Annotated in this window: 16 protein-coding genes; 6 read left to right on the top strand and 10 right to left on the bottom strand. The window is 37.2% G+C overall.

The genetic code is table 11. The annotated features are described in order from the left end of the window. Positions 1–70: 70 nt before the first annotated feature. The 6 genes from QZ413_RS01680 to mnmE form a co-directional block, all read right to left on the bottom strand. Positions 71–1273, bottom strand: coding sequence for a saccharopine dehydrogenase family protein (locus tag QZ413_RS01680; RefSeq protein WP_297075573.1), 1203 nt, complete (start codon positions 1271–1273; stop codon positions 71–73). 15 nt (positions 1274–1288) lie between these two features. Continuing rightward, on the bottom strand, positions 1289–2140 hold the full coding sequence (speB, locus tag QZ413_RS01675) for an agmatinase (RefSeq protein WP_297075571.1): 852 nt from the start codon (positions 2138–2140) through the stop codon (positions 1289–1291). Further along, positions 2124–2981 carry a polyamine aminopropyltransferase gene (gene speE, locus QZ413_RS01670; protein WP_297075568.1) on the bottom strand — a complete coding sequence of 286 codons (858 nt, stop codon included), beginning with the start codon at positions 2979–2981 and terminating at the stop codon, positions 2124–2126. Before speE ends, speB begins: the two co-directional genes overlap by 17 nt. 4 nt (positions 2982–2985) lie before the next feature. Continuing rightward, positions 2986–4437, bottom strand: coding sequence for an aminotransferase class I/II-fold pyridoxal phosphate-dependent enzyme (locus QZ413_RS01665; protein WP_297075567.1), 1452 nt, complete (start codon positions 4435–4437; stop codon positions 2986–2988). Positions 4438–4972: 535 nt separating this feature from the next. After that, positions 4973–6868 (bottom strand): tRNA uridine-5-carboxymethylaminomethyl(34) synthesis enzyme MnmG, encoded by a 1896-nt coding sequence (gene mnmG, locus QZ413_RS01660; RefSeq protein ID WP_297075565.1) that lies wholly within the window; start codon positions 6866–6868, stop codon positions 4973–4975. A gap of 14 nt (positions 6869–6882) precedes the next feature. Continuing rightward, a complete protein-coding gene (mnmE, locus tag QZ413_RS01655) occupies positions 6883–8280 on the bottom strand; it encodes a tRNA uridine-5-carboxymethylaminomethyl(34) synthesis GTPase MnmE (protein WP_297075563.1) in 1398 nt (465 codons plus the stop codon). Positions 8281–8514: 234 nt separating this feature from the next. Between mnmE and QZ413_RS01650 the strand changes: the two genes are divergently transcribed. Further along, a complete protein-coding gene (locus QZ413_RS01650) occupies positions 8515–8865 on the top strand; it encodes a heavy metal-binding domain-containing protein (protein WP_297075561.1) in 351 nt (116 codons plus the stop codon). A gap of 160 nt (positions 8866–9025) precedes the next feature. On the opposite strand, the gene jag is transcribed toward QZ413_RS01650, so the two are convergent. The 4 genes from jag to rpmH form a co-directional block, all read right to left on the bottom strand. Further along, the gene (gene jag / locus QZ413_RS01645; protein WP_297075559.1) at positions 9026–9760 is read right to left on the bottom strand and encodes an RNA-binding cell elongation regulator Jag/EloR; all 735 of its coding nucleotides are present in this window, start codon (positions 9758–9760) and stop codon (positions 9026–9028) included. Positions 9761–9791: 31 nt separating this feature from the next. Beyond that, the gene (locus QZ413_RS01640) at positions 9792–10619 is read right to left on the bottom strand and encodes a YidC/Oxa1 family membrane protein insertase (protein WP_297075556.1); all 828 of its coding nucleotides are present in this window, start codon (positions 10617–10619) and stop codon (positions 9792–9794) included. Between the two features lie 17 nt (positions 10620–10636). After that, positions 10637–10975, bottom strand: a complete 339-nt coding sequence (gene rnpA / locus QZ413_RS01635; RefSeq protein ID WP_297075552.1) for a ribonuclease P protein component — start codon at positions 10973–10975, stop codon at positions 10637–10639. Between the two features lie 119 nt (positions 10976–11094). Continuing rightward, positions 11095–11229: a 50S ribosomal protein L34 gene (rpmH, locus tag QZ413_RS01630; RefSeq protein ID WP_035020523.1), complete on the bottom strand. Its 135-nt coding sequence runs from the start codon at positions 11227–11229 to the stop codon at positions 11095–11097. A gap of 558 nt (positions 11230–11787) precedes the next feature. Here rpmH and dnaA point away from each other — a divergent pair. From dnaA to QZ413_RS01605, 5 genes are all read left to right on the top strand, one after another. Beyond that, a complete protein-coding gene (dnaA, locus tag QZ413_RS01625) occupies positions 11788–13122 on the top strand; it encodes a chromosomal replication initiator protein DnaA (RefSeq protein ID WP_297075547.1) in 1335 nt (444 codons plus the stop codon). A 169-nt stretch (positions 13123–13291) separates the two neighbouring features. Further along, positions 13292–14422: a DNA polymerase III subunit beta gene (gene dnaN / locus QZ413_RS01620; RefSeq protein ID WP_297075544.1), complete on the top strand. Its 1131-nt coding sequence runs from the start codon at positions 13292–13294 to the stop codon at positions 14420–14422. A 219-nt stretch (positions 14423–14641) separates the two neighbouring features. Continuing rightward, positions 14642–14881, top strand: a complete 240-nt coding sequence (gene yaaA, locus QZ413_RS01615) for a S4 domain-containing protein YaaA (protein ID WP_297075541.1) — start codon at positions 14642–14644, stop codon at positions 14879–14881. Then, positions 14868–15989, top strand: coding sequence for a DNA replication/repair protein RecF (recF, locus tag QZ413_RS01610; protein WP_297075536.1), 1122 nt, complete (start codon positions 14868–14870; stop codon positions 15987–15989). Before yaaA ends, recF begins: the two co-directional genes overlap by 14 nt. Then, the coding region (locus tag QZ413_RS01605; RefSeq protein WP_297075533.1) for an ATP-binding protein at positions 15989–16537 on the top strand (549 nt) is incomplete at its 3' end. The genes recF and QZ413_RS01605, both read left to right, overlap by 1 nt.

Raw genomic sequence — 16537 nt, 5'->3', positions numbered from 1 at the left:
TTTCGTAAAAGTTGCTCTTCGACCACAAAACTAGGTGTCGGAACAGCTTCTATCGGCCAAGAAATCGTCATTATTCACTCACCAAAACAGGCGCAAAATCTTCTTTCCAAGGTAGTCCCCATACATTTAAGGCTTCCATAAATGGATCTGGATCCATTTCTTCAACATTAAAGACACCAGGTTTTTGCCATAAGCCTTGAACCACTAACATCGCACCGATCATTGCTGGAACACCCGTAGTATAAGAAACAGCTTGTGAACCGACTTCGCGATAACATTCTTCATGATCACAGACATTATAGATATAATAATTGACTTCTTTACCATCTTTTTTCCCACGATAGATACAGCCAATATTGGTTTTTCCTTTCGTACGTGGTCCTAAAGATGCTGGATCGGGTAAAACAGCTTTTAAAAATTGTAGCGGAATGATTTCTTTGCCTTCATATAAAATCGGTTCGATCGAGGTCATGCCAACATTTTCTAAGCTACGCAAATGAGTCAAATAACTCTCACCAAATGTCATAAAGAAACGAATCCGTTTGATTCCTTTAATATTTAATGCTAACGATTCTAACTCCTCGTGATGCAAAAGATACATATCTTTTGGCCCCACTTCAGGAAAATCATATACTTTTTTGATTTCCATTGGTTTCGTTTCGATCCATTGTCCTTCTTCCCAGTAACTTCCGTTAGCTGAAACTTCACGAATATTGATTTCAGGATTGAAGTTCGTTGCAAATGGATAGCCATGATCACCAGCATTACAATCTAGAATGTCGATATAATTGATTTCGTCAAAGTAATGTTTTTGTGCGTAAGCTGAAAATACTCCTGTAACACCAGGATCAAATCCAGAACCTAAAATGGCTGTGATACCTGCTTTTTCAAATTTCTCACGGTATTCCCATTGCCATTTATATTCAAATTTTGCAGTATCTTCTGGTTCATAGTTTGCGGTATCCAAGTAATGCGTTTTAGTCGCTAAACAAGCATCCATAATGGTTAGATCTTGATAAGGCAATGCTAGATTGATCACGATATCTGGTTGTACCTTTTCAATCAGTGTGATTAATTCTTCTACATTATCGGCATCGACTTGTGCGGTAGTAATCACAGTTCCTTTACCGTCTAATTCAGCTTTTAATGCCTCACATTTTGATACTGTACGTGAAGCAATACATAATTCCTCAAATACCTCATGATTTTGTACGATCTTGTGTACAGTAACCCCTGCGACGCCACCTGCGCCGATAACTAATGCTTTTGCCATTATTTTATCCCCCTTTTAGTTTGTTGCTAATAAAATTTCACGAATGATTTTACCCGCTAAGGCTGTTGATGCACCGCTTAGGTCATATTGCGGCGACAATTCATTGACATCGATCCCCACGATCGGAAGTACTGAAATATCTAGAATTGCTTGTAATAAATCTGGAAACATCACTCCACCTGCTTCAGGAGTTCCGGTCCCTGGAAAGGCAGCTGGATCCAAAACATCTAGATCTAAAGTAAAGTAAATTGGAACCTCTTTTTCTTTTAGTTGTGCCACGATTTCAGTTAATCCTGTAAAGTCAAATTTTTGTAAATGTGTGTGCTCTTTAGCAAAAGCAAATTCTGCTCGCTCTCCTGAACGAATCCCAAATTGATAGATTTTGTCATCTCCAATCAAATCATGGACACGACGAATCACTGTAGCATGTGACAACTTAGCATCTAAATACGTATCACGTAAATCTGTATGTGCATCGAATTGGATAACATGAACATCAGGATGACGCTCAACGACAGCTTCAAAGGCACCTAATGTCACCAAATGTTCGCCACCAATCATAAAAGGTCGTTTTTTAGCTGCCAAAATCGTTGCCGTCTGCTGTCTAATATCTGCTAATGCTAGATCGACACGACCAAATGATAGTTCTAAATCTCCTGCATCAAAAACCGCGATATCTTCTAAATCTTTATCCTGATAAGGACTATAAGTCTCTAGACCAAATGAGTCGGCACGAATCGCTCGACTGGCAAAACGTGTACCTGGACGAAATGAGGTCGTAGAATCGAATGGTGCACCAAATAATACGGTCGTCGCTTCTTCAAACGATGCTTCACAAGCAATAAATGTCTCAATATTTGGTTTCATGTTCTAAAAACTCCTTTATATAAGTTGGTAAATAAAATGCGCCCTGATGAATCATAGGATTATAAAAATGGGTCGTGATGTTCTTATTCGACCATGACGCGATGTCTAAATCGAGTAACGGGTCGATTTGTTTACTCGAAAATCCAAACAATAAATATCCTGCTGCATAACTTGGCACACTCGTCATATAAACTTCATTGATTGGAAAAACGCTTGCTACTGTTCGTCTAATATGCGCTAAAGCTTCTAAATCTTCTTGGTAAAATCCATTAGCTTGTTGACTAATCAAAATCCCATTGTCCGCAAGTGCCTTATAACAATTACCGTAAAACTCTTTCGTAAATAGACTCTCATTAATACCAAATGGATCGGCAGAGTCAACAATAATCAAATCGTATACTTCTTTTGTCACGCGGACATAACGTAACCCATCTTGAATAAACAAGCGTACTCTAGAATCCGCAAAACTTTGTTTGGAGTAAGCCAAATACTGCTTACTCACTTCAATAACGCGTTCATCTAACTCCACGACATCTATTTGTGTGATCGTATCGTATTTTTCTAATTCTTTTAAAACCCCACCATCACAGCCACCTAAAACCAAAACTTTTTTTATCTCACTATTGGTTGCCATTGCAACATGGACCATCATTTCACTATAAAAAAATTCGTCTTTGTCTGTTGTAATCAGTTGACCGTCTAATGTGAGCATACGACCAAATTCATTTGATTCAAAAATATCGATTTGCTGATACTCAGAGCGTTCTTGATATAACTGAGATTCGACTTTGATCGATAATTTGACTCCTTCGTTATGATAATCAGATAACCATAAATCCATTTACTCACTTCCTTACTATACGGATAGTATTTAATTTTGGATCTTCTGTTCCCATTAAAAAACAACCTTTTTCTTTTGCGTATAAAATATGTTCAATTACTTGTGAGGTGATTTTTTCACCAGGTGCTACGATCGGGATTCCTGGTGGATAACACATGACCATCTCCCCAGCTATTTGATCGATGCTATCCGTGAGTAATAAAGACTCTTTAGCCGCAAAAAATGCTTGTTTGGGTGTCATCACGACTTCCGTATTGGCAATATCAAACACGAGTAAATCTTTTTTAGGCTTTTTAAAACGCCGACGGATTTCTAAAAGTGCGCCGACTAAGCGTTCAATATCCACAATCCGATCTCCAACTGAGATATAAGCCAAAATATTAGCTGTATCGCCAAATTCAATCTGGATATTGTATTCATCACGCAAGAGATCATAGACCTCAGAACCAGTTAAGCCTAAACCTGTCGTTTGGATCACTAGCTTCGTCCGATCAAAGTCATAAATGCCATTACGATCGATCACTTCGGTCGAGTACGCATAATAGTCCCCAATTTCATTGATTTCATCACGTGCATATTGCGCAAGATCTAATACACGTTGGAAAATTTCTTCTCCTTTTAATGCTAAAGTTTGTCTTGAAAGGTCTAAACTTGCCATCAATAGATAACTTGCACTCGTAGTTTGCGTTAGGTTGATGATTTGGCGTACATATTCTCCATCCAATTCGTCGTTACACAATAAAAATGAACTTTGCGTTAATGATCCGCCTGATTTGTGCATACTAACTGCTGCCATATCACATCCTGCATGCATTGCAGCAATGGGTAAGTTTTTCCCAAAATACAAATGTGTACCATGTGCCTCATCGACCAACACTTTTAGTCCTGCTTGATGTGCATATTCCGTAATTTGAACTAAATCGGAACAAATACCATAATAGGTCGGATTATTCACCAAAATAGCTTTTGCTTCTGGGTGGCGATCAATCGCTTCTTTAACCAGATTCAAAGGCATACCTGTCGAAATTTCTAATTCCTTTTGTAAAGGTGTTTCGACATAGACTGGTACGCCACCACACATGATCAATGCATTGATCACACTCTTATGGACATTACGTGGCAAAATAATCGTTTCCCCTTCTTTGACCGTTGCATAAATCATATTTTGAACAGCTTGTGTCGTCCCATTGACCATAAAAAATGCATGTGCAGCTGAAAATGCTCTTGCTGCAAGTTCTTCAGCTTCTCTGATAACGGATACCGGATGACTCAAATTATCTAACAGTTTCATCGAATTGGCATCCATCGCAATCGCTTTTTCACCAAAAAGCTGCGTCAATTCGACACTTCCTTTGCCACGTTTATGCCCGGGAACATCGAATGGTACAACACGGCGCTTTTGTAACTGATGCAAAGCCTCCACAATTGGAGCTTGATTTTGGTTTATCTCTTTCATTGTCTCCGCCCTTCTCTAATGTGATACAAAAAAGCACACCACTATAACTATAGTGGTGTGCTGAAAAATTCTACCTAAATAAGCCCATGACCATTGATACAAATAAATTGTATACAATCATCATATCTATGGGATTGTAGAACGCTAGAGCCTTTTCTATAGTACATCTTGACTTTTACTATTCTCACTGATCGTCTTTGTGAATGATACATTCACAAAAAATTTGAGTCGATAGCACATTGCTATCTCTTCAATGGGCGCGGAAGCCCCTTTACTACTTCAAACCTGTTAAAATTTCTAACAGCAATAAGTTTGGCTAAAGTCAAAGATAATACTCGCCTCTCTCGTTCGCAACAAACGTTGCATGGAAGAGAATAACATAGATTATATTTTTTGACAAGATACTTTTTGTTTCACATGAAACATTTTTCAAATCGTAAAGCACTCTTATCTGAATAAAATATCTTTATTCTTTCTTCATCAGCAGACAAAAGCAGACAAAAAAAGAAGTAGTCCATCACTACTTCTTTTTGTATTAGTTTGTTACTTTTGCAATCTTTCCTTGTTCGATATAAACCATTAGAATACTTAGATCAGCTGGATTTACTCCGCTGATTCGACTAGCTTGGGCAAGTGTTTCTGGTTGGATCTTTTGTAATTTTTGTTTTGCTTCAGTAGCTAGTCCGTTGATCGCCGCATAATCGATATGTTCTGGAATTCGTTTTGCTTCCATTCGTTTCAATTTCTCAACTTTTTCCATGGCTTTATTGATATAGCCTTCATACTTAATTTGGATTTCAACTTGTTCAATTTCTTTTTTCGTTAATGCCTCATTTTTCTCAATAAACGGTACAATCACGTCATAACTAATTTCCGGACGCTTCAATAATTCATAAGCCAAAATTCCATCTTTCAGTTCAGCTGAATTTGCTGCAACTAAAGCTGCTTGTACTTCTTTCGTTGGTTTCAAACGAATCGTTTTTAAACGTGCGATTTCTGCTTCAACAGCAGCTTTTTTAGCTAGATAAGCTTGGTATTGGTCTTCTTTGACTAAGCCCGCTTTATATCCCATTTCAGTCAACCGCAGATCCGCATTATCATGGCGTAAAATCAAACGATATTCAGCACGTGAAGTCAATAAACGATAAGGTTCATTGGTTCCTTTAGTCACTAAATCATCAATCATCACACCGATATAACCGTCACTACGTTTTAATACAAGAGGATCTTTTCCTTGGACTTTTAACGCTGCATTCATCCCGGCGATCAATCCTTGACCAGCAGCTTCTTCATAGCCACTAGTACCATTAGTTTGACCTGCAGTATATAAGTTTTCGATGACTTTCGTTTCTAAAGTTGGTCGTAATTGATGAGGAACGACCACATCATATTCAATTGCATAGCCAGTCCGCATCATTTCAACATTTTCTAAACCGGTAATCGAGCGCAACATATTTACCTGAACATCTTCAGGAAGTGAAGTCGATAACCCTTGAACATACACCTCTTCTGTATTTAAGCCTTCTGGTTCTAAAAATAGTTGATGGCGTGGTTTATCTGAAAAACGCACGATCTTATCTTCGATAGACGGACAATAACGCGCGCCAACACCTTCCACGATTCCGGTAAACATCGGTGCACGGTGGAGATTTTCTTGAATGATCTCATGTGTACCTTCATTTGTATACGTCAACCAACAAGGTTCTTGTTCGATTTTATATGCGCTATCTGGTGTCATAAAACTAAAATGATTGGGTTCCTCATCACCTGGTTGGATTTCTGTCACAGAGTAGTCGATCGTACTTGATTTTACTCGTGGAGGTGTTCCGGTCTTGAAGCGAGCAATTTCGAGCCCTAATTCTTGTAAATGATCGGCTAGGCCAACAGATGGTTGTGAATTATTGGGACCTGATGAATACTTTAACTCGCCAATAATGATCTCACCACGTAAAGCAGTTCCTGCTGTAATGACAACAGCTTTCGCGCCATAACGTGCTCCAGTAGATGTGACTACACCTTTACACACACCATCTTCAACAATCAAACGTTCAACGATTCCCTGACGTAAGGTAAGATTATCTTCTTGTTCGATTGTATGTTTCATTTCAGATGAATACTCATGTTTATCAGCTTGTGCACGTAATGCGCGGACAGCCGGACCTTTACCAGTGTTCAACATTCTCATTTGGATGTAGGTCTTATCGATATTACGTCCCATCTCACCACCTAGAGCGTCGATTTCACGTACAACAACTCCCTTAGCTGGTCCTCCTACAGAAGGATTACAAGGCATAAATCCTACCATATCTAAATTAATCGTAATCAATAACGTTTTATTGCCCATTCGACTAGCGGCTAATGCGGCTTCTGATCCTGCGTGACCAGCACCAACAACAATCACATCAAAAGATTCTGCTGTATATTCTTGCATGTATTTTTCTCCTTTTATTTTCCTAAACAAAATTGGCTAAACAATTGTGTAATCAATTCATCTTGTACACTGTCTCCCACGACTTCACCTAAAGCATCCCAACAACGTGTCATATCGATTTGGACTAGGTCGACAGGCATTCCCATTTCGATCCCTTGGATGACTTCGCTTAATGAATGTGCTGCTTGGTCCAAAAGCGCGATATGTCGTGTATTCGAAACATAGGATGCGTCTTTATCAGCAGTTTGACCACCAAAGAACAAATCAGCTATTGCTTGCTCCAAGCGATCTAATCCATTTTGATTTAAAACAGATACTTCAAATAAAGGCGAATCCCCTACTAAATTACGGACCTCATCTCGATCTAACCGACTTGGTAGATCCGTTTTATTCAATAATACGATACGTTTACTATCTTTAGTTACTTCAATCAATTGCTCGTCTTCACTAGACAAGGGTTCACTTTGATTGAGCACTAGTAAAATCAAATCGGCTTTAGCTAAAGCTTGACGGCTTCGTTCGACACCAATACGTTCTACGATATCTTCAGTTTCACGAATCCCTGCAGTATCGACTAATTTTAAAGGCACGCCACGAACATTGACATATTCTTCGATCACATCACGCGTTGTCCCAGCAATATCTGTTACGATCGCTTTTTCTTCACGCAATAAATGATTTAAAAGGCTCGATTTTCCTACATTAGGGCGCCCAATAATCGCAGTGTCTAGACCTTCACGTAAGATTTTTCCTTGTTGTGCTGTTTGCAATAAGTCTTCGATTTGGCCTTTGACTTGTATTGCTTTTTCTAATAACAAACGCGTTGTCATTTCCTCAACATCGTCATATTCAGGATAATCGATATTCACTTCTACTTGAGCAAGCGTTTCTAAAATTTCTTGGCGTAAAGCACGAATCAAGTGTGATAGATTACCATCTAGTTGATTTAATGCTAAGTTCATCGCTTTATCAGTTTTAGCACGAATCAAATCCATTACCGCTTCTGCTTGCGATAAATCTACACGGCCATTTAAAAAAGCTCGTTTGGTAAATTCTCCTGGCTCGGCTAACCGTGCTCCTTGGCGTAACAATAATTGCAACAATTGATTCACCACAACAATCCCACCATGACAATTGATCTCGACTACATTTTCTCTAGTGAATGTCTTTGGTGCACGCATCACAGAAACCATTACTTCATCTACTAATTTATCTGCTACAGGATCTACGATATGTCCATAATGGATCGTATGACTCGAAACATCTGCTAGTTGCTTATTCCCAGCTTGAAATACGCGATCAGCGATTTCCACAGCTTGATCACCACTTAAACGAACAATACTAATCGCTCCTTCTCCTGGTGGTGTTGAAATGGCTGCGATTGTATCAAATTCTTGAGTAATTTCTGCCACTTTATTTCCTCACTTTCTATTTCATCGCACAAAAAAAGTGCACACTCCACCCCAAGAGGTGAACGTTGCACTTTGACTGCTTCTGTCCATTAATTCTGGGGATAGCTTAGCATATTTTTGCTTTTCTGACAAGTTAGACTTCTTTTCATTTTTGCTTATTCAGTTTTGCACAAGTGGATAAAAAAGAGTAGAATAAGACAAAAGACTTTTATCTATTTTTAGGAGGAATTTATTATGAGTATTTCACTACGTCATCGCCATGACTATTCAGAAGATGAAAATCGCCGCATTGATGAGATTGTTTTATCCACAGGTAATGTGAATAAACCCTACGTTGTACGTGACATTGTATTTGCTTCAGAAAAATTAGAGGTCGATTTATTTGATCCTATTGTGGATCCTAATGATTTATTGAAAAATATCTCTTACCGCTTGCGTGAAAAGGCGTATTCTTATGGTGCTAGTGCTGTAATCAACTGTCATTTTGAACACGATCACGTTGTTCATCCTGATGGCACTACTTTTTTAGAGATTTTTGCTTATGGTACCGTTGTTCAATATACACAATCCACAATCGGTGGATAACTTTGTGGATAAAAAAAGGACCCTTCTAAAAGAAGGATCCTTTTTTATTATCACTTTTTCGAATGGAAGTGATAAGAATGATTTCGTTTCCAATCATACGATGGATTAGGCAGTTTGTCAATTCGATCTAAAATGACGTTTTATTTCAATGATGAATCTTTTATTTTTTAAGCTCGATCACAAGATATCGATAAGGTTCATCACCTTCAGAATGAGTTTGAACTGCATCATGTTTACTTAATACAGCATGAATTTGCTTTCGTTCAAATGCAGGCATTGGTTCTAAAAAAATCGGACGCTTGGTTTGAATGACTTTTTGCGCTGTTCGTTCGGCCAAACGTTCTAAGATTTCTTGACGTTTTTCACGATAATCTCCTACATTGACAACAATCGAGCGCTTTTCTTTGCTTTGACGATGTAAAAAGACTTGTGCTAAATATTGGATAGCATTTAGCGTCTTCCCGTGTTTTCCAATGACTAATCCTTGTTTAGTTGTATTGATTTGATACATGATCACATCTTTTTTTCGTTCTACTGTTACCGTCGTCTCATCCGATAAAACCAACTGCTTTACGATCATCTCTAAGTATGCTCGTAATTCTTCTAAACTATCTTGCTCTGGTTCGATTTCTTCTGTGGATAAGTTTGTGGATAACATGGTTGCTTCACTTGGATCAATTATTGAGTCAATGACCTGATCATTTGAGACTATTTCGGAATTTTTCGAAATACTTTTAGGCTCGATACTGACTTGTGCATTTTTTTTTCCAAAACCAAAAAGACCTTTTTTCGCATCTTGAAGCACTTCGATCACGGCATCTTCTCTCGTAATCCCTAACGTATTCAATCCTAAATCAATTGCCTTTTGGACTGTACTTGCAGTAAACATCGGCATATTCAAAACTCCTTTCTATAAGTTTAAATCATTATTTTTTCTTTTTCTTTCCTAGTGCATTGTTTTTTGCTCGTTGCATCGCACGTTCCTTTTCTCGGATTGCTCGTGCAGCTTCTTCACGTTCTCGTTTTAGCACAAAAGGATTATTGATCATCAGTGTTTGGATAACTTGGAAACCATTTGATACTACCCAGTATAAAGATAATCCACTAGCTAAGTTGATCCCCATGAATAAAATCATAGCAGGCATGACTACATTCATAATTTTTAGACTAGCATTTGATTCGACTTGGCTCATACTTGATAAATAAGTACTTCCGAAAGTGAAAATAGCTGCTAGTACAGGTAAAATGTAGTACGGGTCTTTTGAACCTAGTTGTAACCATAAAAAATGGCCTTCAGTCAAAGCTGGTACTCGTGAGATCGATTGCCATAGTGCCATTAAAATCGGCATTTGAATGACTAGAGGCAAACAACCAATATAAGGATTTACATTGTTTTCAGCATATAATCGTTGTGTTTCTTCACGTAATTTTTGCTGTGTTTGCATATCTTTAGCAGAGTACTCTTGTTGTAGTTTCTTTAGTCGCGGTTGTAATTCTTGGGTCTTACGCATGCTTTTCGTTTGGAAATGCATCAATGGCAATAAGATGATTCGAATAATAATCGTAAATAAAATGATCCCTATTCCAGCATTACCAAAAGATAAGGCTTTGATAGCTTGCGCAAAGTAATACACAATGTAACGATCCCAAACATTAGTACTTTGTGCTGAGACCTCACTGGTTCCACAAGCTGATAGCAACACAACCATAGCAACTAAACTGAGCATTAATAGTAGACGCTTTCTTTTTTTCACGAAACGATTTCTCTCCCTTACTTGATTATTCCTGCAAGTGCGAATACATGTTTTAGATTCGAATATACTTCTTGAGAGGGCAAATCGACAGTAGATGGTCGTGCAATGATGATAAAATCCAAGTCTGAGCGAATTTCATCTTGTAAAGCTGCGACACTTGCTCTGATTTTTCGTTTTACAGCATTACGATGCACAGCATTCCCTACCTTTTTTCCAACGGATAATCCCACACGAAAATGTTTTTGATTGGGTTTATCTAATATATAGACAATAAATTTACGATTCGCAAACGATTTTCCTGTATGGAATACTTTTTGAAATTCTTGTTCTTTTTTAACTCGATACGCCTTTCTCATCCTCAATTCATCCATTCTTTTTGATTATACTCACGCAGTTATCATACCATATTTCAAAGTCTTTCTTCATTAGGTTTCCTTAAAAATGGGTATAAAAAAAACCACTGAGGTTCAGTGGCTTATGCAGAAAGAACCTTTCTGCCTTTACGACGACGGCTAGTTAAGACGCGACGTCCATTTTTTGTGCTCATACGTTTACGGAATCCGTGAACTTTTTGACGTTTACGTTTATTTGGTTGATACGTTCTTTTCAATGATTTCACCTCCAAATAGAAATTCTATTCGTTCTATTATGTAGAAACATACTTTGATAGTATACCGAAAGAACTACTGATTTGTCAATAAAAAAATAATTCACTTCACCTTGATTCTTCGTTATTCTTTGTAGAAAGTTACCCACAGTTTCATCCACATTTTAACAAAAGCCTATGGATAACTCAAAAATCAAAAAAACTTTTAAAAAAGTTATCCACTGGGTTATACACAGGTTATCCACAAATACACACCCTGTGGAAAAGTTTTACACAGCTAGTTAAAAAACTGTGGAAAAGTCTTTTAAAAGTTGCTATTATACTCTATATTATCCACAGACCATTGTGGATAGTCTATTTTTTTTAAAAGTTATCCACGATATTTTAAAACTGTGGATAACTTTTATTCACAGGTGTGTAAAAGTCTTTCCACAGTTTTTTTATTTTGTGGATAAATCGACTAAATCCTGAATCTTTTTATTCCATTCTGTGGAAAAGTTTTATTTTTCATGCTACATTTAGACTATCTATTTTTATTTTTATACAAGGAGGTACACAAGTATGACATCTCTTGATGAGATCTGGGCAGAACTTCAAGAACGATACAAAAACGAAATGAATTTTGTCAGTTATAATACTTGGGTCGATACCGCACAACCTCTTTCCTTTCAAAAAAATCAATTAATGATTGAAGTTCCAAGTGAGCTTCACAAGAATTATTGGGAAAAAAACTTAGCAGGTCAGATTTTAGAAACAGGATATCGCTTAAATGGAGAAGAACTATTTCCGATTTTTGTCACACCAGATGACTCAAATAAATACGCGGAAAAAACTCCTGAAGAACCATTACCTAAAGACGATTACTTAGAAGCTCAATCTGTTTTAAATCCTAAATATACTTTTGATACATTTGTAATTGGAAAAGGAAATCAAATGGCTCATGCAGCTGCCTTGGTAGTTGCAGAAGATCCAGGATCCATTTATAATCCATTATTTTTCTATGGTGGAGTTGGCCTTGGAAAAACCCATTTGATGCATGCCATCGGACATCAAATGTTACAGCGTAGACCAGATGCAAAGATCAAATACGTCAGTAGTGAGAATTTTACGAATGACTTTATCAATTCAATCAAGCGTAAAGAAATGGAATCATTTCGAGAAGAGTACCGTACGGTCGATCTACTATTAGTAGACGATATCCAATTTTTGGTCAATAAAGAAGGTACACAAGAAGAGTTTTTTAATACGTTTGAAGAACTTTATTTAAATAATAAACAGATCGTATTGACCAGTGATCGGTTACCAAATGAAATTCCAACTTTACCAGAACGTCTTGTTTCACGTTTTGCTTGGGGATTATCTGTTGATATCACTCCACCTGATCTGGAAACGAGAACCGCTATTTTAAGAAAAAAAGCCGAAGCTGAACGTCTAGAGATTCCCGATGATACGCTAAGCTATATTGCCGGACAAATTGATTCGAATATTCGTGAATTAGAAGGTGCCTTAGTACGTGTTCAAGCTTTTGCTACCATGAAAAATGCTGATATTTCTACTAGCTTAGCTGCCGAAGCTTTAAAAGCTCTAAAAGGATTAGAACCGATCGGCCAAGCCTCTGTTCTAAAAATTCAAGAAAAAGTATCAAACTACTATAATATCCCTGTTTCCGACTTAAAAGGAAAAAAACGGGTTAAAAGTATTGTATTGCCGAGACAAATCGCGATGTACCTTGCTAGGGAACTAACAGATAGTTCGTTACCAAAAATCGGTGCTGAATTTGGTGGAAAAGATCATACTACAGTTATCCATGCACACGAAAAAATCCAACAACTTATCAAAAATGATCCTATATTAGAACGCGAAGTGGCTGAACTCAAACAACTCGTTATGGGATAGTGTGGACAAATCCTTTTTTATCCACATAGTTATACACAGCTTATCCACAAGTAAAAATAGAGCTTTCCCTTGTTATACGTGGACTTATCCACAGTTATCCACAGTATACACAGCCCTATTACTATTACTATTCTTTTAATAATAAATATATATAAAGGAGCTTACCTAAATGAAACTAACTCTACATCGTCCAACATTTATGCAAGAATTACAAAAAGTCCAAAGAGCCATTTCAAGCAAAACGACTATTCCAATTTTAACTGGAGTAAAATTGAGTTTGACTCATAATGGTTTGACCCTGACAGGAAGCAATGCAGATATTTCAATCGAAACTTTTTTAAGTGTAGAAAATGAAAAAGCCCAAATGACTATCGAAGAAACAGGAGCTATTGTATTACAAGCACGTTTCTTTAGTGAGATCATCAAAAGATTACCTGAAGATTTCGTGACAATGAATGTCATTGAAAACAATCAAGTAGAAATTACGTCTGGTAAAGCAAGTTTTACTGTAAATGGCTTAGATGCTGATAATTATCCACATCTTCCAGTTGTGGATACAACAAATCAATTAGCTGTCCCAATTCAAATCTTAAATCAATTAATCAATGAAACAGTTTTTGCTGTTTCACAACATGAAAGTCGTCCGATCCTAACTGGAGTTCATATGGTATTAAAAGAACAACAACTATTAGCTGTTGCGACAGATTCACATCGTCTAAGTCAACGAATCATTCCATTAGGAACAGAACATGATCAATTTGATATCGTGATTCCTGGAAAAAGCTTAACTGAATTATCTCGTTCTTTAGGAGAAACAGAAGAGTCAGTAGAGATCAGTATTATGGAAAATCAAGTTTTATTTGAAACAGCTACAACTAAATTTTATTCTCGTTTGTTGGAAGGAACCTATCCGGATACCAATCGTTTGATTCCAAATAGCTTTAACACCGAAATCGATTTTTCAGTTCGCTCACTGCAAGCAGCAATTGACCGTGCATCATTACTGTCGCATGAAGGACGGAATAATATCGTTAAATTATCGATCACTGCTAATGAAGTCGTATTATATGGAAATTCACCTGAAGTAGGTCGAGTGGAAGAAGTATTATCTTATGAGCGAGTAAGTGGGGATCCTTTAGAGATCTCATTTAATCCAGACTATATGAAAAAAGCTTTACAAGCTTTTGGAGACACTTCAATCTCAGTTCGTTTTATCTCAGCGATTCGTCCGTTTACCTTAGAACCAACTGAAGGTAATGGCGCATTCATCCAATTAATTACACCAGTTCGTACTAATTAGATTTTATTTTTAGAAAATAATCTGAAAATGAATAGAAAACAATAATTATACTAAATCAAGGTTTAAATTCCATTTTAAGCCTTGATTTTTATTTTGGTTTAAAACTATCAAAAAAGGTACAAGTCGCCTTAAAAGCAAAAATAAATAGGGAAATTTGTTTTATATGTGAAAAAATAGTATAATAGAGGTATATGTCTTGTGGAAGAATCGAGGGAAAAAATGAGAGAAAAAATCTTTTTAACATCAGAATATATGACACTTGGACAATTGTTAAAAGAAGTGACGATTATCAGCAGTGGTGGACAAGCAAAATGGTTCCTAGCTGAACATACAGTATTTGTAGATGGAGAAGTTGAGAATCGCCGTGGCCGTAAGTTGTATGCCGGTATGATGATTGAGATTCCAGAATATGGTACATATTTCATGGCCTCACAGGATCGACAACATGAGACTGAGTAATCTTGAATTACAAAATTTTAGAAACTATGATCAACTTGCATTGACATTTACGAAAGATCTGGTGATTTTTCTAGGTGAAAATGCGCAAGGAAAAACAAATGTACTTGAAGCAATCTATGCTTTAGCGATGACTAGAAGCCATCGTACTGCCCATGAACAAGAATTAATATCATGGCAAAAAAAAGAGGCAAATATAAGTGGCCACATAGAAAAAAATAGCCATAATATCTTGCTAGAAGTACGTTTTACGAAAAAAGGTCGTAGAACTAAAATCAATCATTTAGAACAAAAAAAATTAAGTTCTTATGTGGGTCAAATGAATGTGATTTTGTTTGCTCCAGAAGATTTAGCTTTAGTAAAAGGAACACCACAACTACGCCGTAAGTTTTTAGATATGGAGATTGGTCAGATCAATCCTGTTTATTTATATAATCTAGTCCAGTATCAAAAAATTTTAAAGCAACGTAATCTTTACTTAAAAAAATTAGCCGAAACGAAAAAACCGGATGAACTGTATCTTACGGTTTTGACAGAACAGTTAGTCGAATTTGGCAGTAAGGTATTGTATGAACGATTGAATTTTGTCAAAAAATTAGAGTACTGGGCGAACACATTGCATCAATCGATTAGTCAACAAAAAGAAACGCTGACTATCACCTATGATTCGTCAATCGAGTTATCAACAGAATCCACAATAGAATCCATTGCCAAAAGTTATCAACAGGCTTTGGGGAAAACTCAACAGAATGAACGATTTAGGCAAATCACACTCGTAGGACCTCACCGAGATGAGTTGCTTTTTTTTATTAATGGCCGGAATGTCCAAACATATGGATCGCAAGGTCAACAACGAACAACGGCTTTGAGCGTCAAACTTGCAGAAATTGATTTGATGAAAGAAGAAACTGGTGAGTATCCAATTCTACTGCTAGATGATGTGATGAGTGAGTTAGACGATTCAAGACAACTGCATTTACTAGAAGCAATCGAGGGTAAAGTCCAAACGTTTTTAACAACAACGACACTGGAACATGTCAAAGAAAAGATGACGGTAGAACCCATGATTTACTATGTTGAACAAGGAAAGATAAAAGGAGAGAGTGCGTAATGACGGAAGAAGAGAAAAATTTAGTCGAACGTGCCAAGGAATATGATGCAAGTCAAATTCAGGTACTTGAAGGATTAGAAGCAGTTCGTAAACGACCTGGTATGTACATTGGCTCAACGAGTTCAGAAGGGCTACACCACTTAGTTTGGGAAATTGTGGATAACTCAATCGACGAGGCACTCGCAGGTTTTGCAACGAAGATTGAAGTTGTTGTGGAAAAAGATAATAGTATCACTGTGTTAGATGATGGTCGGGGGATTCCTGTGGATATCCAAGCAAAAACAGGACGTCCTGCTGTGGAAACAGTATTTACAGTATTGCATGCTGGTGGGAAATTTGGCGGTGGCGGATACAAAGTATCTGGAGGACTACATGGAGTTGGTTCTTCAGTGGTCAACGCATTGTCAACGACTTTAGATGTTAAAGTCTACAAAGACGGTAAAATTTATCACCAACAATACCAACGTGGTGCTGTTGTAGAGGATCTTAAAGTAATTGGCGAAACACAATTACACGGAACAGAAGTCCATTTTGTTCCAGATCCAGAA

It is taken from the genome of uncultured Enterococcus sp. (assembly GCF_913775425.1).
GTDB lineage: Bacteria > Bacillota > Bacilli > Lactobacillales > Enterococcaceae > Enterococcus_G.
Note: the sequence above shows the minus strand (reverse complement) of the source record. Positions and strands in the feature narration are given on the sequence as shown.